At 72.6% G+C, this 22929-nt stretch carries 23 protein-coding genes; 6 read left to right on the top strand and 17 right to left on the bottom strand.

Annotation, left to right across the window (positions count from 1 at the left end):
- Positions 1-35 precede the first annotated feature (35 nt).
- Positions 36-1061: a phosphatase PAP2 family protein gene (locus ACZ5DC_RS17510; RefSeq protein WP_366750652.1), complete on the top strand. Its 1026-nt coding sequence runs from the start codon at positions 36-38 to the stop codon at positions 1059-1061.
- Between the two features lie 111 nt (positions 1062-1172).
- Here the strand turns inward: ACZ5DC_RS17510 and ACZ5DC_RS17505 are convergent, their stop codons facing one another.
- On the bottom strand, positions 1173-1388 hold the full coding sequence (locus tag ACZ5DC_RS17505; RefSeq protein WP_366750651.1) for an I78 family peptidase inhibitor: 216 nt from the start codon (positions 1386-1388) through the stop codon (positions 1173-1175).
- 461 nt (positions 1389-1849) lie between these two features.
- On the opposite strand from ACZ5DC_RS17505, the gene ctaD reads away from it, so the two are divergent.
- On the top strand, positions 1850-3541 hold the full coding sequence (gene ctaD / locus ACZ5DC_RS17500) for an aa3-type cytochrome oxidase subunit I (RefSeq protein ID WP_468653621.1): 1692 nt from the start codon (positions 1850-1852) through the stop codon (positions 3539-3541).
- Here the strand turns inward: ctaD and ACZ5DC_RS17495 are convergent.
- The gene (locus ACZ5DC_RS17495; protein WP_468653619.1) at positions 3423-4463 is read right to left on the bottom strand and encodes a helix-turn-helix transcriptional regulator; all 1041 of its coding nucleotides are present in this window, start codon (positions 4461-4463) and stop codon (positions 3423-3425) included. The two genes, ctaD and ACZ5DC_RS17495, sit on opposite strands and share 119 nt — an antisense overlap.
- Positions 4464-4540: 77 nt before the next feature.
- A complete protein-coding gene (locus tag ACZ5DC_RS17490; RefSeq protein ID WP_468653617.1) occupies positions 4541-5236 on the bottom strand; it encodes a LysM peptidoglycan-binding domain-containing protein in 696 nt (231 codons plus the stop codon).
- Between the two features lie 544 nt (positions 5237-5780).
- Here ACZ5DC_RS17490 and ACZ5DC_RS17485 point away from each other — a divergent pair.
- Both ACZ5DC_RS17485 and ACZ5DC_RS17480 read left to right on the top strand, forming a co-directional pair.
- Positions 5781-6572, top strand: a complete 792-nt coding sequence (locus ACZ5DC_RS17485; RefSeq protein WP_171157730.1) for a hypothetical protein — start codon at positions 5781-5783, stop codon at positions 6570-6572.
- 55 nt (positions 6573-6627) lie between these two features.
- Entirely contained in the window at positions 6628-7026 is a 399-nt protein-coding gene (locus ACZ5DC_RS17480) for a hypothetical protein (RefSeq protein WP_468653615.1), read from the top strand.
- Positions 7027-7089: 63 nt separating this feature from the next.
- On the opposite strand, the gene der is transcribed toward ACZ5DC_RS17480, so the two are convergent.
- The 5 genes from der to aroH form a co-directional block, all read right to left on the bottom strand.
- Positions 7090-8583 (bottom strand): ribosome biogenesis GTPase Der, encoded by a 1494-nt coding sequence (gene der / locus ACZ5DC_RS17475; RefSeq protein WP_468653613.1) that lies wholly within the window; start codon positions 8581-8583, stop codon positions 7090-7092.
- Positions 8584-8642: 59 nt separating this feature from the next.
- Entirely contained in the window at positions 8643-9311 is a 669-nt protein-coding gene (locus tag ACZ5DC_RS17470) for a lysophospholipid acyltransferase family protein (RefSeq protein ID WP_468653611.1), read from the bottom strand.
- The gene (cmk, locus tag ACZ5DC_RS17465; protein WP_468653609.1) at positions 9308-10003 is read right to left on the bottom strand and encodes a (d)CMP kinase; all 696 of its coding nucleotides are present in this window, start codon (positions 10001-10003) and stop codon (positions 9308-9310) included. The genes ACZ5DC_RS17470 and cmk overlap by 4 nt, the downstream gene beginning before the upstream one ends.
- A 99-nt stretch (positions 10004-10102) precedes the next feature.
- On the bottom strand, positions 10103-11188 hold the full coding sequence (locus ACZ5DC_RS17460; RefSeq protein ID WP_468653607.1) for a prephenate dehydrogenase: 1086 nt from the start codon (positions 11186-11188) through the stop codon (positions 10103-10105).
- Positions 11185-11547, bottom strand: a complete 363-nt coding sequence (aroH, locus tag ACZ5DC_RS17455; RefSeq protein ID WP_468653605.1) for a chorismate mutase — start codon at positions 11545-11547, stop codon at positions 11185-11187. Before aroH ends, ACZ5DC_RS17460 begins: the two co-directional genes overlap by 4 nt.
- Before the next feature lie 147 nt (positions 11548-11694).
- Between aroH and ACZ5DC_RS17450 the strand changes: the two genes are divergently transcribed.
- Entirely contained in the window at positions 11695-12147 is a 453-nt protein-coding gene (locus tag ACZ5DC_RS17450) for a Rieske (2Fe-2S) protein (protein WP_468653603.1), read from the top strand.
- Positions 12148-12170: 23 nt separating this feature from the next.
- Positions 12171-12914: a nucleotidyltransferase domain-containing protein gene (locus ACZ5DC_RS17445; RefSeq protein ID WP_468653601.1), complete on the top strand. Its 744-nt coding sequence runs from the start codon at positions 12171-12173 to the stop codon at positions 12912-12914.
- Here ACZ5DC_RS17445 and ACZ5DC_RS17440 read toward each other — a convergent pair.
- From ACZ5DC_RS17440 to ACZ5DC_RS17400, 9 genes are all read right to left on the bottom strand, one after another.
- Complete coding sequence (locus ACZ5DC_RS17440; protein ID WP_468653599.1) at positions 12840-13589, bottom strand: nucleotidyltransferase domain-containing protein; 750 nt, start codon at positions 13587-13589, stop codon at positions 12840-12842. The genes ACZ5DC_RS17445 and ACZ5DC_RS17440 overlap by 75 nt on opposite strands.
- Before the next feature lie 3 nt (positions 13590-13592).
- Entirely contained in the window at positions 13593-14600 is a 1008-nt protein-coding gene (locus tag ACZ5DC_RS17435) for an ADP-ribosylglycohydrolase family protein (protein WP_468653597.1), read from the bottom strand.
- A gap of 64 nt (positions 14601-14664) precedes the next feature.
- Positions 14665-15726, bottom strand: coding sequence for a pseudouridine synthase (locus ACZ5DC_RS17430; RefSeq protein WP_468653595.1), 1062 nt, complete (start codon positions 15724-15726; stop codon positions 14665-14667).
- 13 nt (positions 15727-15739) lie between these two features.
- On the bottom strand, positions 15740-16390 hold the full coding sequence (gene scpB, locus ACZ5DC_RS17425) for an SMC-Scp complex subunit ScpB (RefSeq protein WP_366750636.1): 651 nt from the start codon (positions 16388-16390) through the stop codon (positions 15740-15742).
- A complete protein-coding gene (locus tag ACZ5DC_RS17420; protein ID WP_468653593.1) occupies positions 16387-17454 on the bottom strand; it encodes a segregation and condensation protein A in 1068 nt (355 codons plus the stop codon). Before ACZ5DC_RS17420 ends, scpB begins: the two co-directional genes overlap by 4 nt.
- Before the next feature lie 18 nt (positions 17455-17472).
- Positions 17473-18018 (bottom strand): hypothetical protein, encoded by a 546-nt coding sequence (locus ACZ5DC_RS17415; RefSeq protein ID WP_468653591.1) that lies wholly within the window; start codon positions 18016-18018, stop codon positions 17473-17475.
- Complete coding sequence (locus ACZ5DC_RS17410; protein WP_366750633.1) at positions 18003-19136, bottom strand: ParA family protein; 1134 nt, start codon at positions 19134-19136, stop codon at positions 18003-18005. The genes ACZ5DC_RS17415 and ACZ5DC_RS17410 overlap by 16 nt, the downstream gene beginning before the upstream one ends.
- A gap of 379 nt (positions 19137-19515) precedes the next feature.
- The gene (gene ald, locus ACZ5DC_RS17405; protein ID WP_468654177.1) at positions 19516-20631 is read right to left on the bottom strand and encodes an alanine dehydrogenase; all 1116 of its coding nucleotides are present in this window, start codon (positions 20629-20631) and stop codon (positions 19516-19518) included.
- A gap of 146 nt (positions 20632-20777) precedes the next feature.
- The gene (locus ACZ5DC_RS17400) at positions 20778-22838 is read right to left on the bottom strand and encodes a tetratricopeptide repeat protein (RefSeq protein ID WP_468653589.1); all 2061 of its coding nucleotides are present in this window, start codon (positions 22836-22838) and stop codon (positions 20778-20780) included.
- Between the last annotated feature and the right edge of the window lie 91 nt (positions 22839-22929).

Genomic DNA, 22929 nt, shown 5'->3' with positions numbered 1-22929 from the left:
CGGGAACACCGCTCACTCGCTGTAACGTCGATTGGGTGCGTACCGAACGAAACCTCACCCGGCGTCTGGACCGGGTGTTCGCCAGACTGGACCGTGAGCCGGAACGACCGGCCCACATCGATGTGCCGAGGATGAGCCGGCACCGGGTCGTTCTGTTCTCCGCGACCCTGGCTTTCTACCTGGCGATCGTGTGGGCCGTGGTGACGACCTCCTGGCTGGTCCGGCTGGACTGGCAGGTCATGTTCTTCCGGCCGTACCAGCAGTGGCCCGAGATCCACGCGTTCCTCGACTACTACGTGGTGCTGGGCCAGCGCGGCCCGACCGCCGTGATGGTCGCGGCCTGGCTCGGCTGGCGCTCCTGGCGGCAGCACACCCTGCGCCCGCTGCTCACCCTGGCCACCTCACTGCTCCTGCTGAACATCACGGTCGGCGCCGCCAAGCTCGGCATGGGGCGGCTCGGTCCGCACTACGCGACCGTGATCGGCTCGAACGAGATGGGCCTGGGCGGCGATATATTCCCCAGCGGCCACACCGCCAACGCGGTGGTGACCTGGGGAATCCTGGCGTATCTGGCCTCCACCCCGACGGCGCGCCGCTGGCTGTCGGCCCTCTCCGCGGTCACCTCGCTCGGCGTCGGCCTCACCACCGTCTACCTCGGTACGCACTGGCTGAGCGACGTGCTGCTGGGCTGGGCCGCCGGTCTGCTGATCCTGCTCGCCCTGCCCTGGTTCGAGCCGCTGATCGCCAAGGCCGAGCTGGGCCTCTTCGACCTGCGCGACCGCTGGCGTGCCCGCCGCGGCCTGCCCGCGCCCGAACCGGCCGTGCCGGTCGCGCCGGTGCCGCTCAAGCCGCGCGGCCTGCCGGCCGAGCAGCCGGTGCCGGCCCGCGAGCCGGTGGCCTCCACCCGGTCCTCGCGGGGCCTGGCGCACCTCGCGCCGGGACCGCACACGGCCCGTTCGGAACGCACCCCGGTCACCCCGGCGGGCAGCCGCCGCCCCCCGCACGCCGACCGCCTCCCGCGCGGTACGTCCCAGCCGGCCCGGCCGCTCACCGGCGGCTGACGGCCGGGCCGGCACGGGGTCCGGTACGCACCACCGCCCCGCGCAACGACGAGGGCCCCGCTCCTGTCCTGGAGCGGGGCCCTGTGGCGTACCGGGGCAGGGAACGGGTCGTCAGCCCTTCCAGGCGCGGGCCACCCGGCCGTCCCGCACCTCGAAGTTCAGCCGTCCGGCCCGGTACTCCATGGTGATGATCGCGCCCGGTGGCAGCGACCGCACCGTGGACCAGCCGCGCTGCCGCGCGAGCCGTTCGGCGTGCGCCGCTTCGAGGCCGACGTACCCGTCCGGGCTGTCCTGGGGCTCCGCTGACGGAGTGGGAATCGGTGCCATACGGCCACGCTAGGCCGCGACCGGCGGTGACGGAAGCCGGGCACGGACGGGTAAGAGCCGTATCCGGCTGTCGTCACACTTCTGTCACAGCCACCGCGATCCCGTTTCGGCCGCGGTCAGATCATCGGCTGCGACGGCGGGTGTCACACGAACGGGGGTTTCCGTTCGGCCCATCGGGGTAATCGAACAGAATTCACGCGTGTCGGAGAGCCGCTCCGAATTACCCGGCGGAAAGTGCCGCAGTGGGGATCGGGGCGGGCCCGGGGCCGCGATTCCCCGCGCAATCCGCAGTGGCGCCACGGCAGCTGACGCCACATGGGAAATTCACGGATTCAGCACACAACCGCCGGACGCGCCCTGCCCGAGCGCGCGCCCGGCGAGCCCCAGGGCGGCAGCTCGCGGGTGCGCGCGCCGCGGGTGCCGCGGGCGCGGGCGCGACGATGCGAAGGGGCGAGCGAACGATGGGGACCGAGACCGCAGGGGCGCCGGTGCGGCCGGTGCGCCGGGCCGGGGCAGGCCGGCTGGTGGTGGACTGGCTCACGACCACCGACCACAAGAAGATCGGTCATCTGTACCTGATCACGGGCTTCGGGTTCTTCCTGGCCGCCGGGGTCATGGCGCTGCTGATGCGCGCGGAACTCGCCCGGCCGGGGCTCCAGCTCATGGGCAACAACCAGTACAACCAGTTGTTCACGCTGCACGGCACCATCATGCTGCTGCTGTTCGCGACCCCCAGCTTCGCGGGCTTCGCCAACGAGCTGATGCCGTTGCAGATCGGCTCCCCGGACGTGGCCTTCCCCCGGCTGAACATGCTGTCGTACTGGCTCTTCGCGTTCGGCGGGCTGATCGTGCTCGGCTCGCTGCTGGTGCCCACCGGGCCGGCCGCCTTCGGCTGGTTCGCCTACGCGCCGCTCAACGACGCCCGGCACTCCCCCGGCGTCGGACCGGACCTGTGGATCATGGGCCTGGCGCTGGCCGGCTTCGGGACGATCCTCGGCGCGGTCAACTTCCTCGCCACCATCATCGGGATGCGCGCTCCGGGCATGACGATGTTCCGGCTGCCGATCTTCACCTGGAACACGCTCTTCACGTCGATCATGATCCTGATGGCGTTCCCGGTGCTGGCGGCGGCGCTGCTGGTACTGGAGTCGGACCGGCGGTTCGGCTCGCAGGTGTTCCAGGCGCCGAACGGCGGGGCGCTGCTGTGGCAGCACCTGTTCTGGTTCTTCGGGCACCCCGAGGTGTACATCATCGCGCTGCCGTTCTTCGGGATCATCACGGAGATCATCCCGGTGTTCAGCCGGAAGCCGGTCTTCGGCTATCTGACGCTGGTCGGCGCGACGATGGCGATCACCGGGCTGTCCATGGTGGTGTGGGCGCACCACATGTTCGCCACGGGCGCGGTGCTGCTGCCGTTCTTCTCCTTCGTGTCGTTCCTGATCGCGGTGCCGACGGGGGTGAAGTTCTTCACCTGGACCGGCACGATGATCAAGGGCTCGCTGTCCTTCGAGACGCCGATGCTGTGGGCGATGGGCTTCCTGGCGACGTTCCTGCTCGGCGGGCTGACCGGGGTGATCCTGGCGTCGCCGCCGATGGACTTCCACGTGACGGACTCGTACTTCGTCGTCGCCCACTTCCACTACGTGGTCTTCGGCACGGTCGTCTTCGCGGTCTTCGGCGGCTTCTACTTCTGGTGGCCGAAGTTCACGGGCAAGATGCTGGACGAGCGGCTGGGGAAGATCCAGTTCTGGACCTTGTTCGTGGGCTTCCACGCCACGTTCCTGGTGCAGCACTGGCTGGGCGCCGGAGGGATGCCCCGCCGGTACGCCGACTACCTGGCGGCCGACGGGTTCACCACGCTCAACACGGTGTCGACCATCGGCTCCTTCCTGCTGGGCCTGTCGACGCTGCCGTTCCTCTACAACGTCTGGAAGACCGCGAGGTACGGGGAGAAGGTGGACACCGACGACCCCTGGGGCTACGGCCGTTCCCTGGAGTGGGCCACGTCCTGCCCGCCGCCCCGGCACAACTTCGTCACCCTGCCCCGGGTCCGCTCGGAGTCCCCGGCGTTCGACCTGCACCACCCGCAGTACGCGGCCCAGGCCCCGCAGCCCGAGCCAGAGCGCCATCAAGCCGGTCCCGAAGCCTCCTGACGGCGTCGGTCAGCCCGGCCGGCTCGATCACCTCGAACGGCAGGTCCAGCATCAGCAGGTGAACGACCATCACGTCCAGGCTCGCCGCGCCGCAGCGCAGCAGGCACGCGTCCGCGCCGTCCGGCTCCAGCGTCCCGGAGGACGGCGAGACGTGTTCGGCGGCCTCCTGCGCGGGCACCAGCAGCCGGACGGTGGCGTGCGTGGCGTACGCGCGCGTGGAGACACCCCGGGACACATAGGCGGCGAGGTCCTCGGCGGGCGGCTCGCGCGGGGTGAAGCGCGGCCCGTGCGGCGGTCTGGGGGTGATCCGGTCCACCCGGAAGGTCCGCCAGTCCGCCCGGTCGACGTCCCAGGCGACCAGGTACCAGCGCCGCTCGGTGCACACCAGCCGGTGCGGTTCGACGGTACGGCGGCTGTCGGCGCCCTCGTGCGTGCGGTACGCGAACCGCAGCAGCTCGGCGTCCCGGCACAGGTGGGCGAGTTCGGTGAGCAGGGCCGGGTCGACGGGGGTCACCGGCGGGCCGCCGCGCAGCATGGGCACGGTGAAGGCGTTGAGGGCGCTCACCCTGCGGCGCAGCCGGTGCGGCAGCACCTGCTCCAGCTTGGCGAGGGCCCGTACGGAGGTCTCGCCGATGCCCTCGATGCCCTGTCCGGCGGCGGTGCGCAGGCCGACGGCCACGGCGACGGCCTCGTCGTCGTCCAGCAGCAGCGGCGGGAGTTCGGCGCCGACGCCCAGCTGGTAGCCGCCGCCGGTGCCGGGGCTGGCGTGGACCGGGTAGCCCAGCTCGCGCAGCCGGTCCACGTCCCGGCGGACGGTGCGCGGGGTGACGCCGAGCCGTTCGGCCAGCTGCGGTCCTGACCACTCGCGGTGGGCCTGGAGCAGCGAGAGCAGGCGCAGCAGGCGCGCCGAGGTCTCCAACATGGGCCCGAGTCTGCCAGGGCACGCGGACAGCCGCTGTCCTCGACGGGATCAGCGGCTGTCCGCCTCGCGGGCCGGGCTCAGAGCGCGAGGCGCTGCCCGGGCACGATCAGGTTGGGGTCGTCGCCGATGACGGCCCTGTTGGCGGCGTAGACCCGCTGCCAGGTGGTGCCGTGCCGGGCCGCGATGGTGCTCAGGGTGTCGCCCTGGCGGACGGTGTAGCCGCCGTGCGGGACACCTCGGCGGGTGGTGGCCGCGGGGCGTTCCGGCGCCTGCGCCGGGGTGGACCGGGCGGGGGCGGACTTCGTCGTCGCGCCGCTGGTGCGCTCCGCCGTGCCGGAGGAGCCGGTGCGGGCCGCCGCCGGGGCGGCGCCGGAGGCTCCGGCCCGGCCCGAGCAGACCGGCCAGGCGCCCCAGCCCTGGGCCTGCTGGACCCTGGTGGCGACGGCGATCTGCGCGCTTCTGGATGCCTGGTCGGCCGTCGGGGCGTAGGCGGTGCCGCCGTACGCGCGCCAGGTGCCGGCGGAGAACTGGAGCCCGCCGTAGTAGCCGTTGCCGGTGTTGATGTGCCAGTTGCCGCCGCTCTCGCACTGGGCGATGCGGTCCCACACCCCGTTGTCCGCCGCGGCGGCGTTGCCGGTCGCGGCCAGCAGTCCCAGCGGGGCCAGCAGGGCGGCTCCGGCGAGCGCGGCCGTCGTACGGCCCTTGCGGGCGCCGTCGGAACGGGCGCCGTCGGGGCGGGCGGTGCTACGGGTGGTATCGGCACACTCGGACATGTAGTTCCCTCTCCACGAACCCGGGCTCCCCCAAGGCGGAGCGCGGCTCACCGCGTAGGACCGCGGTTCCTCGCGCCCGCCCCGCCCGCCGTGACCGGTGTCGGCGATGCTGCGCTGCCTGGTGCCGGCCGGCGGACGTACCCGAGCGGTGCTCGTTGCACACGGCGGAGGAATGTAAGGAGGTCGAGCCGGGGGAATCAACCAACTCGCCGTCGTTCCAGGCCACTTGCCTGTTACCTCGGGTAGCGGTGATTTTCGGTCACCCACTACATCCGTTGATGTCCTGACTTGTCGACCACCGACGGACGCGGCCTGTGACCCACTTCACTCGTTCAAGTTCCTTGACGGCGGACGGAGTTGACCGTGAGTGTTCGATTCCGCACCCGAGGTGACCGTACGCGGTGGAAGGTGCGAACCGGTCGTCCCCGGGGCGTGACCACCACCACAGGACGCCCGTTGTCTTCTTCATGAGCCCGGGAACCCCGGGGCTCATCGGCCGGGAGCCACCCGGCCGACCCAGCACCGCATCCCGAGGGAGCCACCCGTGCCGCGCATGCTCGACGTCAGCGACGCCGTACGCGCCGAGATCGGCGACGAAGAAGCCGACCGGCTGCTCGCCGGAGAGAACGCCCCGGGCAGTTACGACTGCACGTCATGTCGCACCCCGGGCGACTCCGAGCAGGAGCGCACCAGCACCGTTCTGTTCGTCGGCGACGAGACCGCCGTCCTCGCCTTCGCCCACGCCAGCTGTCTGCCCTCGCAGGTCGTCCAGGTGACGGAGGAGCAGCTCCAGGGCGCCGTCCGCTCCATCGGCGCCGTCGGCGGCGACCCGGCCGGCGGTGAACCGCGCACCTCCGTGCCCGAGCAGGCGGTGCTCGGCGTGACCAGCGGACTCGTCCTGGTCGACGGGGAACTGCACCCCGCGCTCGTCGTCGAGCCGACCTCGCCGATCGTCCGTCCGGGCACCACCGGCACGGGCGACGACTTCCTGCCGCTGCTCATCGAGCAGGGCTTCATGCCGGTGACCGAGCTGGCGTCCGTCCCGCCGGTGCTGCACGGCTGGTCCGTCCTGCTGGCCGTGGGCCAGCTGCACGCGGTGCTCCAGCCCTCGGCGGCCGGCGGGCAGCCGGTGGCCTGGTGGCAGGCGCACCAGCCGCTCCAGGTGACCGACAGCTGGCGGGCCGCCGCGAACAAGCACCAGCAGGTACTGATGTTCGCCGCTCCGGTCGGGTCCATCGGGCGCCAGCCCCGGGAGGACCTGCTGCGGGACGCGCTGGACAAGGCCGCCGCGGGCGGCCGGCTGGTCGCCGCCGCGCTCCCCCTCGCGGGCACCTGAGCCCCGGCGAGCCCTCCGGCCGCATCTCTTTCCGGTTACGGTCGTTTGGACATACGTGCACGCATACGACACTCCTCCCCGCCGGTCCTTCTCCTCCGTACCGTCCGCCCGGACGGCGCACGAGCCGTCCGGCGGGTCTTCGGCCACGCCGATCTACGACTCGCTCTACGCGGAGTGGGTCAGGACCTTCCGCACACTGCCGGGGGACCGCAGCGGTGAGGAGGATCTGGGGTTCAGTGCCTTCGGGGACTTCCCGGACGGTTCGGGATCGTACGGCGGGCACCGGGCGGGGTCGTTCAGCAGCTCCTACAGCGCCTACAGCGCGGGGGCGTACAGCGCCCGGCAGCAGTCGCAGTGGCAGCGGGTCGGCACGCTGGGCCGGCACCACGAGACCGGGATGCAGCACGTGCCGGCCGCGGCCGCCCTGCCGCCGGGGCCGCGCCGGAGCGCGTGACGGGCACACGGACGAGGAGGGCGGCCCCGGAACACCGGGGCCGCCCTCCTCGTCGTACCGCCGTTACTTCTTCTTCGACCCGCGCTTCTCGCGCACCCGCACCGAGATGTGGATCGGGGTGCCCTCGAAGCCGAACTCCTCGCGCAGGCGGCGCTCGATGAAGCGCCGGTAGCCCGCCTCGATGAACCCGGAGGCGAAGAGCACGAACCGCGGCGGCTTGGTGCCGGCCTGGGTGCCGAACAGGATGCGCGGCTGCTTGCCGCCCCGGACGGGGTGCGGGTGCGCCGAGACCAGCTCGCCGAGGAAGGCGTTCAGCCGGCCCGTGGGAACGCGCGTCTCCCAGCCGGCCAGCGCCGTCTCGATCCCCGGGACCAGCTTCTCCATGTGCCGGCCGGTGCGCGCCGAGACGTTGACCCGGGGCGCCCAGGCCACCTGGCCCAGCTCCGTCTCGATCTCCCGCTCCAGGTAGTAGCGGCGCTCCTCGTCGAGCGTGTCCCACTTGTTGAAGGCGATGACCATCGCGCGGCCCGCCTCGACCGCCATGCTGATGATCCGCTGGTCCTGCACGGAGATGGACTCCGAGGCGTCGATCAGCACGACGGCGACCTCGGCCTTCTCCACGGCGGCGGCCGTGCGCAGCGAGGCGTAGTAGTCGGCGCCCTGCTGGAGGTGGACCCGCTTGCGGATACCGGCGGTGTCCACGAACTTCCAGGTCTTGCCGCCGAGTTCGATGATCTCGTCCACCGGGTCGCGGGTGGTGCCCGCCAGCTCGTTGACGACGACGCGCTCCTCGCCGGCCACCTTGTTCAGCAGCGAGGACTTGCCGACGTTGGGGCGGCCGATCAGGGCCACGCGGCGGGGGCCGCCGATCGCGGTGCCGAAGGACTGCTCGGGCGCGTCCGGCAGCACCTCGAGGACGGCGTCGAGCATGTCGCCCGTGCCGCGGCCGTGCAGGGCCGAGACCGGGTGCGGCTCGCCGAGGCCCAGGTTCCACAGGTAGGCCGCGTCGGCCTCGCCGCTCGGGCCGTCGACCTTGTTGGCGCACAGCACGACCGGCTTGCCGGCCTTGCGCAGCAGCCGGACGACCGCCTCGTCGGTGTCGGTCGCGCCGACCTTGGCGTCGACCACGAAGACGACCGCGTCGGCCGCCTCGATCGCGTACTCGGCCTGGGCCGCCACGGAGGCGTCGATGCCGAGGACGTCCTGCTCCCAGCCGCCGGTGTCGACGACCTTGAAGCGGCGGCCGGCCCACTCGGCCTCGTAGGTGACGCGGTCGCGGGTGACGCCCGGCCGGTCCTCCACGACCGCCTCACGGCGGCCGATCATCCGGTTCACCAGGGTCGACTTGCCGACATTGGGGCGGCCGACGACGGCGAGCACGGGCAGCGGACCGTGGCCCGCCGCCTCGATGGCGCCCTCGACGTCCTCGATGTCGAAGCCTTCTTCCGCGGCGAGCTCCATGAACTCCGCGTACTCGGCGTCGCCGAGAGCCCCGTGCTCGTACTCGTGCGCGTTGTCGTACACGTCCGAGCCGTCGGGCTGGATGTCGTCGTTCATGAAGTCCGTACCTCGTTCGTTCGTGGTGATCGGTGGACCGCTGTACAGCGGCTGATCCACTACTCAAGTGTCGCCCGGCGCCCGGTCAGGCGCCTGGCGTTTTCCAGGTGGCTGCTGAGCTGCTTGCGGATGCGCTCGGTCGCCTCGTCCAGCGCCTTGCGCGTACGCCGCCCGCTGCCGTCGCCCGCCGGGAACGGGTCGCCGAAGACGACGTCGACGCGGGAGCGCAATGGCGGCAGCGCCTTTATCAACCGGCCGGGACGCTCCGCGCTTCCCAGGACGGCCACGGGGACGATCGGCGCCCCGCTGCGGACCGCGAAGTAGGCCAGCCCGGCCCGCAGCGCGGCGAAGTCGCCCTCGCCCCGGGTGCCCTCCGGGAAGATGCCCAGCACTCCCCCGGCCGCCAGCACGTCGAGGGCCTGGCCGATCGCGGTGCGGTCGGCGGCGGCGCGGTCCACCTTCAGCTGGCCGATGCCGGTCAGGAAGGGGTCCAGCGGGCCGGTGAAGGCTTCCTTCTTGATCAGGAAGTGCGTCGGCCGGGGTGCCACGCCCATGACCATCGGGCCGTCGATGTTGTGGGAGTGGTTCACCGCGAGGATCACCGGGCCGGTGGCCGGCACCCTCCAGGCGCCGAGCACGCGCGGCCGCCACAGCCCGTACATCAGGCCGACGCCGATGCGCCGCCCGATCTCGGCGCCCCGCTCCGACGCGACCGGCGGACGGCTCACTTCCCGGCCCGCTTCTCCTCGACCAGGGTGACGACGCACTCGATGACCTGGGCGAGGGTGAGCTCGGTGGTGTCCACCTCGACGGCGTCGCCGGCCTTGGCGAGCGGCGAGGTCTTGCGGCTGGAGTCGGCCGCGTCCCGCTTGATCAGGGCCTCGCGGGTGGCGTTGACGTCGGCGCCCTTCAGCTCGCCGCTGCGGCGGGCCGCGCGGGCCTCCGGGGAGGCGGTGAGGAAGACCTTCAGGTCGGCGTCCGGCAGGACGGTCGTACCGATGTCCCGGCCCTCGACCACGATGCCGTTCGCCGCGCCGGCGGCCAGGGAGCGCTGGAGTTCGGTGATGCGGGCGCGCACCTCGGGCACCGCGCTGACCGCGCTGACCTTGGAGGTGACCTCCTGGGTGCGGATCGGGCCGGCCACGTCGACGCCGTCGACCGTGATGGTCGGGGCGGCCGGGTCGGTGCCGGAGACGATCTCGGGCTTGCCGGCGACGGCCGCGATGGCGGTCGGGTCCTCCAGGTCGATGCCGTTGGTCACCATCCACCAGGTGATCGCCCGGTACTGGGCACCGGTGTCCAGGTAGCTGAGGCCGAGCTGCGCGGCCACGGCCTTCGACGTGCTCGACTTGCCCGTGCCGGAGGGACCGTCGATCGCGACGATCACGGGCTTGGCGGTCGGGGCGGCGCCGTTTTCCACGGGAGGGCACCTTCCTGGTGAAGGGTGGGGAGCGGGGTCCGGGGCGCGAGGGCGCCCCGCACAAGGTTACTGGCTCGCGGGAGGCGCCCTCACCGGGTGTTACCGGCGCAGCGCCCAGCCCCGCTCGCGCAGTGCCTCCTCCAGCACGGGCACCGCCTTCGGTTCGACGCTCAGCTGGACCAGACCGGCCTGCTGCCCGGTCGCGTGCTCGATCCGGACGTCCTCGATGTTGACCCCCGCCCGGCCCGCGTCGGCGAAGATGCGGGCCAGCTGGCCGGGCTGGTCGTCGATGAGGACGACGACGGTCTCGTACGCGCGCGGGGCGCTGCCGTGCTTGCCGGGTACCCGCACCTGGCCCGCGTTCCCGCGGCGCAGCACGTCCTCGATCCCGGCGGTGCCCTCGCCGCGCTTGGCCTCGTCGCAGGACTGCAGGGCGCGCAGGGCCCGGACTGTCTCGTCCAGGTCGGCGGCGACGTCGGAGAGCAGGTCGGCGACCGGTCCCGGGTTCGCGGACAGGATGTCGATCCACATGCCCGGGTCGGAGGCGGCGATCCGGGTCACGTCCCGGATGCCCTGCCCGCACAGCCGTACGGCGGCCTCCTCGGCGTGCTCCAGGCGCGCGGCGACCATGTTGGACACCAGGTGGGGCATGTGGGAGACGAGGGCGACGGCGCGGTCGTGGGCGTCGGCGTCCATGACGACCGGCACGGCCCGGCAGTGCGAGACCAGCTCCAGGGCCAGGTTGAGCACCTCGGTGTCGGTGTCCCGGGTCGGGGTGAGCACCCAGGGGCGGCCCTCGAAGAGGTCGCCGGTGGCGGCCAGCGGGCCGGACTTCTCGCGGCCGGACATGGGGTGCGTGCCGATGTACGCGGCGAGGTCCAGGCCGAGCGCCTCCAGTTCGCGGCGGGGGCCGCCCTTGACGCTGGCGACGTCCACGTAGCCGCGGGCCACGCCCCGGCGCATGGCGTCGGCGAGGACCCGGGCGACGTGGGCGGGCGGGGCCGCCACGATCGCCAGGTCGACCGGGCCCTGGGGGGCCTGGTCGGTGCCGGCGCCCAGCACGGCGGCCGTGCGGGCCTGCTCGGGGTCGTGGTCGGCGAGGTGGACGGTGACGCCCCGCTGGGTGAGGGCCAGGGCGGCGGAGGTGCCGATCAGGCCGGTTCCGATGACGAGTGCGGTTCTCACTGGGCGATGTCCTTGCGCAGGGCCGCGGCGGCGCCGAGGTAGACGTGGGCGATGTCGGCGCGGGGCCGGTCCGACTCGATGTGCGCGAGGATCCGCACGACGCGGGGCATGGCGCCCTCGACGTCCAGTTCCTGCGCGCAGATGAGGGGGACGTCGACGATGCCGAGCTTGCGGGCGGCGGCGGCCGGGAAGTCGCTGTGCAGGTCGGGGGTGGCCGTGAACCAGATGCTGATCAGGTCGTCGGCGGTCAGCCCGTTCCGCTCCAGGACGGCGGTGAGCAGGGCCCCGACCCGCTCCTCCATGTGACCGGCCTCGTCCTGTTCCAGCTGGACGGCCCCCCGGACCGCTCGTACCGCCACGGCGCTGCTCCTCGCTGACGTGCGTGTTCCGTTCTTGGTCCGTCCAGCGTAGTCAGCCCGCGCGCGACGGGCGCGCGCCGCTCGCTCGCTGAGACGATGCGAGAGTTCCGGTATCCACCGTTACGCACGTCTGTACGGAGGTCTGACATGCCCCAGCCAGCGACACGGCGGACAGTCATCGCCACGGGCGCCGGTGCGCTCGCCCTGGGATGCGTGGGGTGCGGCGGCAAGGAGGGCGGCGGGACCACGTCGGGGTCGGCGTCGGCCCCGGCTTCGGCGCCGGCGTCGTCCCCGCAGGAGTCCGGTGCCGGCGGGAAGGCGCTGGCGGCGACGAGCGACATCCCGGAGGGCGGCGGCAAGGTGTTCAAGGAGGAGAAGGTGGTGGTCACCCAGCCGAAGAAGGGTGACTTCAAGGCTTTCTCCGCGATCTGCACGCACCAGGGCTGCACGGTGAACACGGTGGCGGACGGCACCATCGACTGCCCCTGTCACGGCAGCAGGTTCCGCGTCGCCGACGGCTCGGTGGCCCACGGCCCCGCGACCAGGCCGCTGCCCAAGCGGCCGATCAAGGTGGAGGGGAAATCCATCCGCCTGGCCTGAGGGCCGCCGCGTACGCTCCGGGGATGCGGCCCGAGGATCTCGTACGCGACCACACGGTCTACGCCTGTGTCATGGGCTCCCGCGCCTTCGGCCTGGCGACGGACGCCAGCGACACCGACCGGCGCGGGGTGTTCCTCGCCCCGACCCCGCTGTTCTGGCGGTTCGAAAAGCCGCCGACGCATGTGGAAGGGCCGGGCGAGGAGCGGTTCTCCTGGGAGCTGGAGCGGTTCTGCGAGCTGGCGCTGCGCGGCAACCCGAACATCCTGGAGTGCCTGCACTCCCCGCTGGTGGAGTACGCGGACGCCACCGGCCGCGAGCTGCTGTCCCTGCGCGGCGCCTTCCTGTCCCGGCAGGCGTACGGCACCTTCACCCGGTACGCCCTCGGCCAGCGCAGGAAGCTCGACGCCGACGTCCGCACGACGGGCGCCCCGCGCTGGAAGCACGCGATGCACCTGCTGCGCCTGCTGATGAGCGCACGGGACCTGCTGCGCACCGGTGAGCTGCGGATCGACGTCGGTGAGCGGCGCGGGCGCCTGCTGGCGGTGAAGCACGGCGAGGTGCCGTGGGCGCGGGTGGAGGCGTGGATGGTCCGGCTGGCGGACGAGGCCGAGGAGACGCTGGCGGGCAGCCCGCTGCCGCCGGAGCCGGACCACGCGCGCGTGGCCGCGTTCCTCCACCGGGTGCGCCGGGCCTCAGCCCTGGAGGCGGAGCCGGACCACCAGGTCGTGCAGGGCGTCGTGGGCACCGCTCGCGTCGGGCAGGGCTGAACCGGCCTGCGCCTCGTCCAGCACGGTGTGCAGCCGTTCCACGTCGGCCTCCACGCGCGCGTGGTCGACGTCGGCCTTGCCGTGCTCCCGCTCCCGCTTGGCGGCGATCAGCTCGGGCAGGTAGCCGGGGCCGCCCACCTCGTCGAGCAGCGTGGGCAGATGGGCCTGGACCTCGCCGCTGCGCATGAGGTGGATGCCGGTGAGCAGCACGCGGAAGGTGTAGAGCAGCGGCTTGAGTTCGCCGGTCTTCTCGAACAGCCGCCACTGGGTCACCGCGAACCCCCGGTAGTGGTGGGCGTGGTGGCCGGTGAGGACCCCGGGGGCCAGGGCGGCCAGCTCCCGGTGCGCCTCGGAGGTGAGCACGACCAGGGGCGAGAGCAGCTGTTCCAGCACATAGCCGTTGCGGCGGAGCATCAGCCGGACGAACTTGCGCAGGTCGTGGGTGACCAGGTCCAGCTCGACGCCGTAGCGGACCCAGGCCCGCGAGCGGGTCTCCTCCGGCTCGCGCAGCCCGACGAGGTCGGCGGCGGGGAGCAGGTGGACGCCCCGCAGGTCCACGTCGGAGTCCCGCGAGGGGAAGCCGTACAGGTGGGCTCCGGAGACGGTGGCGAACAGCAGGGGGTCGGGCTGTTCCGCGACCACCGGGGCCAGGTCCATGCCGAGATCGTCGATCATGGCTCAAGCGTCCCAGAGCGCTCCCAGGGCCAACAGGTCTCCCCGGTACTCGATCCGCCCCGCCCAGTCGGCGGGCCAGGCCCCGGCGCCCAGCCAGGCACCCGCGAAGGCGCCGGTGAGGCAGGCGATGGAGTCGGAGTCGCCGGCGGTGCAGGCGGCGCGGCGCAGGGCGGTGACGGGCTCGTCGGGGAAGAGCAGGAAACACAGCAGTCCGGTCGCGAGGGCCTCCTCGGCGATCCAGCCCTCACCGGTGGCCAGGCACGGATCGGTCTCCGGGGAGACGGTCCGTACGGCCTCCTGGAGCCGGCCGAGGATCTCCAGGCACTCGTCCCAGCCGCGCGCGATGAACTGCTCCGGGCCGGGGTCCTGCGCGCGGGCCCACAGGTCGCCGAGCCAGGTGCGGTGGTAGCGGGTGCGGTTCCGAAGGGCGTAGGAGCGCAGCCGTCCGACCAGTCCGGCCGGGTCGGTGCCGCGGGCGAGCAGGTGGACGGCGTGGGCGGTGAGGTCGGAGGCGGCCAGCGCGGTGGGGTGGCCGTGGGTGAGCGCGGCCTGGAACTGGGCGGCGCCGGCGCGCTGTTCGCCGCTCAGGCCCGGCGCGAGCCCGATCGGGGCGACGCGCATGTTGGCGCCGCAGCCCTTGGAGCCGGTCTGGCTGGCGTCCTGCCAGGCGCGGCCCTCCGCCTTGAGCAGAGCGCAGGCGGTCAGGCAGGTGCGGCCCGGGGCCCGGTTGTTCTCGGGCGACTGGTACCAGTCGACGAACTCCTCGCGCAGGGGCCGTTCCAGCCGCTTCGGCGCGAGGGGGCCGCGTTCCAGGGCGGTGGCGAGCGCGCGGCCGACGGCGAGGGTCATCTGGGTGTCGTCGGAGACCCGGGCGCGCTCCGGCAGCCGCAGCTCCCGCCAGGGCCCGAACGTCGAGAGGATCAGCGGCACGGTCTTGAACTCGGTCGGGTAGCCGAGGGCGTCCCCGAGGGCGAGGCCGAGGAGTGCTCCGGTCGCCGGCTGTGTGGGCATATGCGTCGTCCCCCTTTATCGTCACCATGACAATAAAGGGGGACGGTGATCACGGCAAGGCGCCTTAGAGGTCGACTTCCTTCATCAGCATGCCGACCTCGGTGTTGGACAGGCGGCGCAGCCAGCCCGACTTCTGGTCGCCCAGGGTGATCGGGCCGAAGGCCGTGCGCACCAGCTTGTCGACCGGGAAGCCCGCCTCGGCCAGCATGCGGCGCACGATGTGCTTGCGGCCCTCGTGCAGGGTCACCTCGACCAGGTAGTTCTTGCCGGTCTGCTCGACCACGCGGAAGTGGTCCGCGCGCGCGTAGCCGTCCTCCAGCTGGATGCCGTCCTTCAGCCGCTTGCCCAGGTCGCGCGGGATCGGGCCGACGATGTGCGCGAGGTAGGTCTTCTTCACGCCGTACTTGGGGTGCGTGAGGCGGTGGGCCAGCTCGCCGTGGTTGGTGAGCAGGATGACGCCCTCGGTCTCGGTGTCCAGCCGGCCGACGTGGAAGAGCCGGGTCTCGCGGTTGGTGACGTAGTCACCGAGGCACTGCCGGCCCTCCGGGTCCTCCATGGTGGAGACCACGCCCGCGGGCTTGTTCAGCGAGAAGAACTGGTACGACTGGGTCGCGACCGTCAGGCCGTCGACCTTGACCTCGTCCTTCTCCGGGTCGACCCGCTTGCCCTGCTCGGTGACGATCTCGCCGTTCACCTCGACGCGGGCCTGGTCGATCAGCTCCTCGCAGGCCCGCCGGGAACCGTAGCCCGCGCGCGCGAGGACCTTCTGCAGCCGCTCGCCCTCCTGCTCGGCGCCGGGGAAGGTCTTGGGCAGCTTGACGTCCTTCTTGCCGGCGTACCGCTCCCGGTTGCGCTCCTCGACCCGCGTCTCGTACTCGCGGGAGCGCGACGGGGCCGTCCGGCCGCCCTGCGGGGACCGCTTCGGGCCGCCCTTGGCCCCTCCCCGCGCGGCGCCGCCGCGCCCGGCCTTGGGGCCGTCCTTGGTGGCCCCCGGGCCCACGTCGTAGCGGCGCTCCTCGGGGCGGGGCTTGCGGGGCCGGTCCTGCCCCTGCTTCTGGTCCCTGTCGTTGCCTGCGCCGCGGTAGTTACCGCGCCCGCCGCTCTTGCCGCTGCCGCTGCTTCGCATCAAGGTTTCCGTCTTAGTCGTCTGCGTCCTGACCGCCGGGCGCGTCGGGCGCGTCCGGGTCGAACGACGGCACCCCCTCCTGGGTCTCGGCCTCGATCGCCTCCGCCTCCGGGAGGAAGGGCGCGAGTTCCGGGAGTTCGTCCAGGCCGCGCAGGCCCATCCGCTCCAGGAAGTAGTTCGTCGTCCTGTACAGGATCGCACCTGTTTCGGGTTCCGTGCCCGCCTCCTCGACCAGACCGCGCTGGAGGAGGGTGCGCATCACGCCGTCGCAGTTCACCCCGCGCACGGCGGAGACGCGGCTGCGGCTGACCGGCTGGCGGTAGGCGACGACCGCCAGGGTCTCCAGCGCGGCCTGGGTGAGCCGGGCCGTCTGCCCGTCCAGGACCAGTCGCTCGACGGCGGGCGCGTAGGCGGCTCGGGTGTAGAAGCGCCAGCCGCCGGCGACGAACCGCAGCTCGAAGCCGCGGCCCTGCACGGTGTACTCGTCGGCCAGCTCTCGCAGGGCGTCCGCGATCTGCCGCTTGGGGCGTTCCAGGATCTTCGCCAGGTGCTCCTCGGTCGCGGGCTCGTCCACGACCATGAGCATCGCCTCCAGGGCGGGCTTGAGGTCGAGGTCGGCGACGGTCCGCAGCCCGGCCGGGACCCCGGCGGTCTGCTCACTCACGGCTTCTCCTCCTCCTTGGGCGGCTCGGGGGGCCGGTCGAACTCGTCGGTGACCCTGGGCGCCGCGTCCGTGTCCCCGCCGGTCCAGCGCACGGTCAGCTCCCCCAGCGCGGCCTCCTGCTCCAGGGCCACGGCCTTCTCCCGGTACAGCTCCAGCAGCGCGAGGAACCGCGCCACGACGGTGAGCGTGTCGTCGGTGTCCTCGGTCAGCGCCCGGAAGCTGGCCTCGCCCAGCTCGCGCAGCCGGGCGACCACGATCCCGGCCTGCTCCTGCACGCTGACCAGCGGGGCGTGGATGTGGTCGACGTAGACCTGCGGCTTGGGCCTCGGCTGCATGGCCTTGACGGCGAGCCTGGCGAAGCCCTCGGGGCCGATGCTGATGACGACCTCGGGCAGCAGCTCGGCGTGCTGCGGGTCGAGGCCGACGGTACGGGGCCGGCGCCGGGCCTCGTCGTCGAGCCGCCGGTCGAAGATGTCGGCGATCTGCTTGTAGGCGCGGTACTGGAGCAGCCGGGCGAACAGCAGGTCCCGGGCCTCCAGCAGGGCGAGGTCGGCCTCGTCCTCCACCTCCGCGGCGGGCAGCAGCCGGGCGGCCTTCAGGTCGAGCAGTGTGGCCGCGACGACCAGGAACTCCGTGGTCTGGTCCAGGTCCCAGTCGGGTCCCATGGCCCGGATGTGCGCCATGAACTCGTCGGTGACCTTCGACAGGGCGACCTCGGTGACGTCCAGCCTGTGCCGGGAGATGAGCTGGAGGAGCAGGTCGAAGGGGCCCTCGAAGTTCGCGAGGCGCACTGTGAAGACACCGTCGGAAGCGGGGTCGGACTCGACGGGGTCGGACTCGCCGCGGAATCCGTCGGACACCGGCTCGGCGGGCTCTGATGCGGGCTCGGACTCCGGCTCGGGCAGCTCCGGCCCCGGCCCGGCGGGCTCCGGCTCGGGCAGCTCCCGTTCGGGCGCCCCGGCGAGTACGGCGGCCGGCTCGTCCGGTGCGGTTCCCGGCCCTCGCCCCAGCGCACGCCGACGACCGGCGGATGCGCCGGGGACAGGGGCTCCATACGAGGTCATAGCCCCCGCAGGCTACCGCTACCGCCCGCGCAGCCGGCGCACGAGGATGCTCGCGTCCCCACGGGACTCCAGGTCGGCCAGGACCACGGCCACCGCCTCGCGGACGATCCGGCCGCGGTCCACCGCGAGCCCGTGCTCGCCGCGGAGCACCAGCCGCGCGTGCTCCAGGTCCATCAGCTCCTCGGCGGAGACGTAGACGGTGATCTTCTCGTCGTGCCGCTCGCGTCCGCTGGGCCGCCGGGCCGCCGCCCGGCCGCGCTTGCGCGGCTGCGCGGCAGAACCTTCCTGCTCCGCCTGCCGGCGTGCCGGGCGGGTGCGGGACTCGCCGGCCTCGGCCGACTCGGCCTCCGCCGCCACGTGCTCCGCGCCCTCTCCGTCACCGCTCCGGACGGGTACCGACTGCGGTACGTCCTCGGCGGCGGCCGCCTCGTCGCTCTCCCCCGCGGGAGCCGGCACCCGGGCCTCGCCGTTGGCCGCGCGGCGGGGCGTGGACGGCTGGAGCGCCATCCCCCCGGTCGTGCGGAACAGTTCGTCGGCCCCGGGCAGACTCACTCGGCGTGACACCGGGCGAGCACCTCCCTGGCGAGCTGGCGGTAGGCGGCGGCACCGACGGAGTTGGAGGCGTACGTGGTGATCGGCTCACCGGCGACCGTGGTCTCCGGGAAGCGGACCGTGCGGCCGATGACCGTGTGGTAGACGTGGTCGTCGAACGCCTCGACGACACGCGCGAGCACCTCACGGCTGTGCACGGTGCGCGAGTCGTACATCGTGGCCAGGATGCCGTCGAGCTCCAGCTCGGGGTTGAGCCGCTCCTGGACCTTCTCGATGGTCTCGGTCAGCAGGGCCACACCGCGCAGGGCGAAGAACTCGCACTCCAGCGGCACGATGACCTTGTGCGCGGCCGTCAGCGCGTTGACGGTGAGCAGGCCGAGCGAGGGCTGACAGTCGATGACGATGTAGTCGTAGTCGGGCAGCAGCGGCTTCAGGGCGCGCTGGAGCGTCGACTCGCGCGCGACCTCGGAGACCAGCTGGACCTCGGCGGCCGACAGGTCGATGTTGGACGGCAGCAGGTCCATGTTGGGGACCGCCGTCTTCAGCAGGACCTCGTCCGCGGACATGCCCCGCTCCATGAGCAGGTTGTAGACGGTGAGGTCCAGCTCCATCGGGTTGACGCCGAGGCCGACCGACAGCGCGCCCTGCGGGTCGAAGTCCACGAGCAGCACGCGCCGGCCGTACTCCGCGAGCGCGGCACCCAGGTTGATGGTCGACGTCGTCTTGCCGACGCCGCCCTTCTGGTTGCACATCGCGATGATCGTCGCGGGGCCGTGGTCGGTCAGCGGGCCCGGGATCGGGAAGTACGGCAGCGGGCGTCCGGTCGGGCCGATGCGCTCACGGCGCTGGCGGGCCGCGTCGGGCGCGAGCGTGGCCGCGTACTCGGGATCGGGCTCGTACTCGGCGTCGGGGTCGTAGAAGTGCCCCTCGGGCAGTTCGTCGTAGTCGGCGAAGTGGTTGTGGGGCGCGCCACTTCCGTCGCCGGCCATGGCGTTCACGTGATGGCCATCCATGCTCTGGTGTGCTGTCCGGGCCGCCTGCGGACCGGAACTCTGGTGGGCTGCGAAGGTGCGCACAGCTACGGAGCCGACAGCCTCGAATCCCGCGGGGCCCTGGCCCCCTGCGGGCATTCCTGGTCGACCACCTCCGGGAGAAAATGTCGACTCATTCACAAGTCGTCTTACCTCCTTGGTGACCAGGAAACTTCTAGACAAGGTCAGCGTGGCACCATGCCGACGGTTCGCGACTCTATGGCGTGTCGGGCGTCCGCAGCAACACAATCCGCCGGACCCGGCAGGATGTGTCGGCAATGAAACATCCCTCTGTCAAGGGCGTACGGCCGTCGCACGGCAGGTTTCACCGGTGTGCGAATCGGTCGAAGGGTTACGTTCGAGGCGAGTTGACCGAGAGCCGCAAAGTGACCATACACACACCCGGCCGGACCTTGTCGGGCAAGGTCCGGCCGGGTGCGCGCTGTTGACGAGCCGTGTTGACGAATCGCCTTTTGGCTCAGCCGAGAAGGCTCTCCAGCTCGACGTGGTCCAGGCCGTGGGCCTCGGCGACCTCCTTGTAAACCACCTTGCCGTCATGGGTGTTGAGGCCCTTGGCAAGCGCGGGGTCGCGGCGCAGCGCCTCCACCCAGCCGTTGTTGGCCAGGGAGACGATGTACGGCAGCGTCGCGTTGGTGAGGGCGTTGGTGGAGGTGTTGGGCACCGCGCCCGGCATGTTGGCGACGCAGTAGAAGACCGAGTTGTGGACCCGGAAGGTCGGCTCGGCGTGCGTGGTGGGGTGGGAGTCCTCGAAGCAGCCGCCCTGGTCGATCGCGATGTCGACAAGGACACTTCCCGGCTTCATGCGGGACACCATCTCGTTGGTCACCAGCTTCGGGGCCTTGGCGCCCGGGATGAGGACCGCGCCGATGACCAGGTCGGCGTCGAGGACGGCCTTCTCCAGCTCGAAGGCGTTGGACATGATCGCCTTGACCTTCGTGCCGAAGATCCGGTCGGCCTCGCGCAGCTTGTTGATGTCGCGGTCGAGCAGGATCACCTCGAAGCCCATGCCGATGGCGACCTGGGTGGCGTTCCAGCCGGAGACGCCGCCGCCGATGACCACGGCCTTGGCCGGGGTCACGCCCGGGACGCCGCCCGGCAGCACGCCGCGGCCGCCGGCCGCGCGCATCAGGTGGTAGGCGCCGACCTGCGGGGCCAGCCGGCCCGCGACCTCGGACATCGGGGCGAGCAGCGGCAGGGCGCGGTTGGGCAGCTCGACGGTCTCGTAGGCGATGGCCGTGGTGCCGGACTCGATCAGCGCGTCCGTGCACTCCTTGGAGGCCGCCAGGTGCAGGTAGGTGAAGAGGATCTGGTCCTTGCGCAGCCGGTGGTACTCCTCGGCGATGGGCTCCTTGACCTTCAGCAGCAGGTCGGCGGCGGCCCACACCTCGTCGGCCGTGTCGAGGAGGGCGGCACCGGCGGAGACGTACTCCTCGTCCGTGATGGAGGAGCCGAGGCCGGCGCCCCGCTCGACGACGACCTGGTGGCCGTTGCGCACCAGCTCGTGCACACCGGCGGGGGTGATGGCCACCCGGAACTCGTTGTTCTTGACCTCGCGGGGGATGCCGACCTTCACGTCGATCACGGTCCTTGGCTCAGAGGGTATGGGGGTGCATTGAAGACGTACCCAGACATGCGGGGGCATACCGGGAGACACCGCAGGAGAACGAGCGGCAGAGCCAGTTTAATGAAGGTATTCCGGCTGTCTAGCCTTCCATTGCATCAATCTTCGCTGGGCACACTACGGATTTCGCAGGCGTTAGCGTCGTGTTCCGGCCTTGCGTCCTCTTCCGGTGGCTCCTCATCCAGCATGCGCTCCGCCGCAGCGCGGTGCAGGCGGGCCGACGCGGGGTCGCCCAGCCGGTCCAGGGTGTCGGCGAGCCGGAGCTGGAGCGCGGCCTGCAACCGGGCGTCCTCCGCGCGCCGCGCCCACTCCACGGCCTCCTGGCAGGTGCGCAGCGACTCCTCGGGCCGCCCCGCGTACTCCTGCACCCGGGCGATCTCGCTCAACGCCCGCGCGCTGGCGGCGACATCGCCGCTGCGGCGGTAGCCGGCGAGGGCGGCCCGCCAGTTCCGCAGCGCCTCCCCGTACCGGCCGGCGTAGGTGTGGGCGGTGCCGATGCGGCCGTACAGCCGGGCCGCCTCCGGGTGCTCTCCCCGGGCCAGCCGTTCCGCCAGCGCCCGGCCGAACCAGTCGGCGGCCCGGTCGTGGTCCCCCAGCTCCTGGTACGCGCCGCCTACGGATTCCATCGCGCGGCCGGTCGCGTACGGGTCGTTCGCCTCGCGTCCGGCGTCCAGGGCGGCCCGGTAGCGGACCAGCGCCTCCCGGGTCCGGCCGGTCTGCGCGTCCAGGTCGCCGAGGTTCAGCAGGGCCGCGGCCTTCTCCCGGGGCAGCCCGCGCCGCTCGGCGATGCCCAGGACGAGGCCGTGCAGGCCGTACAGGTCGGGGGCGGCGGCCTGCGTGCCGACGTGCGCGGCCAGGGCCCTGACCAGCTGGGACATCAGCCGCCGGGCGAGGGTGTCCAGCTCGCCGTCGGCCACCGCCAGGCGCGCGGACGCCAGCAGGGCGGGCCGCCGGATGCGCAGCCAGTCGGCGGCGGCCCGCGGGGTCGGGAAGCGCAGCGCCGGGGGCAGGCCGCTCAGCTTCTCGCGCGCCTGCGGGCTGTCGGTCTCGGTGATCGCCCGGCAGGACTGCAGCAGCCGTACCGTCCGCTCCAGCATCCGGGCCCGAGCCAGCTGCAACTCGGCGGGCCGCTCCTGGGTCTCGGCCAGGGCGCGCAGCAGCGGGTGCAGACAGCCGGGGACCTCGTACTGGGGCAGCGGGGTGCGCAGCGCGCGCAGCAGACCGAGGGCGACGAGGTCGTCCAGGGTCGTGCGGGCGGCGTCGACCGAGCAGCCCGCGAGCGCGGAGGCGGTGTGCGGGTCGGCCAGGCCGGCCGGGGCGAGGCAGAGCAGTCGCAGTATGCGGGCGGCCGGGCCGGGCAGCTGGTCGTACACGAGCCGGAAGACGCGGGACAGCGGGGTGCCGTCCGCGCCGGCGTCGGTGTGCAGCCGCTTGGTGAGGTCGGAGACGGCGGCCTGGGGGCGGGCGGCGAGCCAGCCGCCGGCCAGCACCAGCGCGGCCGGGTGGCCCTGGCAGGCCTCGACCAGGCTCTCCGCCGAGCGCGGGTCGACGGTGACGCGGACGGAGCCGGTGTAGCCGGTGAGCAGTTCCACCGCGGACTTGGTGTCCAGGCCGCCGAGCGTGCAGGGGCGGACGTCCGCGATGCCGGTGAGCGGGCCCCCGGAGACGGCCACCACCAGGCAGTCCGGGGCGTCCGGGAGCAGCGCGTCGACCTGCTCGGCGCCGGCCGCGTCGTCCAGCAGGAGCAGCATGCGCCGGCCGGCCAGGGCGGTGCGCAGGGCCGCGGCCAGGTCGTCCTCGGCGGCTCCGGCGGGGGCGGGCAGCTCCAGTGCGCCGAGCAGGTCGCGGGCGGCCTGCTCGACGGGCACCGGGGTGCCGCCGGGCTCGCTGAGCCGGGCCCGCAGCACTCCGTCGGGGTAGCGGCCGGCGATCTGCCGGACGAGTTCCTCGGCGAGGCTGGTCCGGCCGGAACCGGGGCGGCCGGCGATCAGGAGCACGCGCGCGCGGGGGGCCTTGCGGCCGGAGAGGGTGTCCAGTCCGGCGCGCTCGATGTCGGCGCGCAGCTCTTTCAACTCCCGCGCCCGGCCCAGGAATCGGTCCTCCCTGGCCGGGTGCGCGGTCCGCTCCGCACCGTCTGGGTCCACCGCCTGATCCGTCACGGGCCACACTCCCGTCCCACCGCACGCGCAAGCCCGCCGGTGTCTTCCGATACGGGCGTTGAAGAGCCTAGTTCACGCTCTGCGACGTTCC

The organism is Streptomyces sp. NPDC031445 (assembly GCF_055581365.1).
The sequence above is the reverse complement of the archived record's forward strand: the minus strand, read 5'-3'. Positions and strand labels throughout refer to the sequence as shown.

What these genes read in the sequence shown, in the direction of transcription:
- ACZ5DC_RS17420 (WP_468653593.1), bottom strand. Translation starts at nt 17,454, where the DNA reads ATGACCTCGTATGGAGCCCCTGTCCCCGGCGCATCCGCCGGTCGTCGG.
- ACZ5DC_RS17445 (WP_468653601.1), top strand. Translation starts at nt 12,171, where the DNA reads ATGCGGCCCGAGGATCTCGTACGCGACCACACGGTCTACGCCTGTGTC.
- ACZ5DC_RS17490 (WP_468653617.1), bottom strand. Translation starts at nt 5,236, where the DNA reads ATGTCCGAGTGTGCCGATACCACCCGTAGCACCGCCCGCCCCGACGGC.
- ACZ5DC_RS17430 (WP_468653595.1), bottom strand. Translation starts at nt 15,726, where the DNA reads ATGCGAAGCAGCGGCAGCGGCAAGAGCGGCGGGCGCGGTAACTACCGC.
- ACZ5DC_RS17435 (WP_468653597.1), bottom strand. Translation starts at nt 14,600, where the DNA reads ATGCCCACACAGCCGGCGACCGGAGCACTCCTCGGCCTCGCCCTCGGG.
- ACZ5DC_RS17505 (WP_366750651.1), bottom strand. Translation starts at nt 1,388, where the DNA reads ATGGCACCGATTCCCACTCCGTCAGCGGAGCCCCAGGACAGCCCGGAC.
- ctaD (WP_468653621.1), top strand. Translation starts at nt 1,850, where the DNA reads ATGGGGACCGAGACCGCAGGGGCGCCGGTGCGGCCGGTGCGCCGGGCC.
- ACZ5DC_RS17495 (WP_468653619.1), bottom strand. Translation starts at nt 4,463, where the DNA reads ATGTTGGAGACCTCGGCGCGCCTGCTGCGCCTGCTCTCGCTGCTCCAG.
- ACZ5DC_RS17440 (WP_468653599.1), bottom strand. Translation starts at nt 13,589, where the DNA reads ATGATCGACGATCTCGGCATGGACCTGGCCCCGGTGGTCGCGGAACAG.
- ACZ5DC_RS17410 (WP_366750633.1), bottom strand. Translation starts at nt 19,136, where the DNA reads ATGCCCGCAGGGGGCCAGGGCCCCGCGGGATTCGAGGCTGTCGGCTCC.
- ACZ5DC_RS17450 (WP_468653603.1), top strand. Translation starts at nt 11,695, where the DNA reads ATGCCCCAGCCAGCGACACGGCGGACAGTCATCGCCACGGGCGCCGGT.
- der (WP_468653613.1), bottom strand. Translation starts at nt 8,583, where the DNA reads ATGAACGACGACATCCAGCCCGACGGCTCGGACGTGTACGACAACGCG.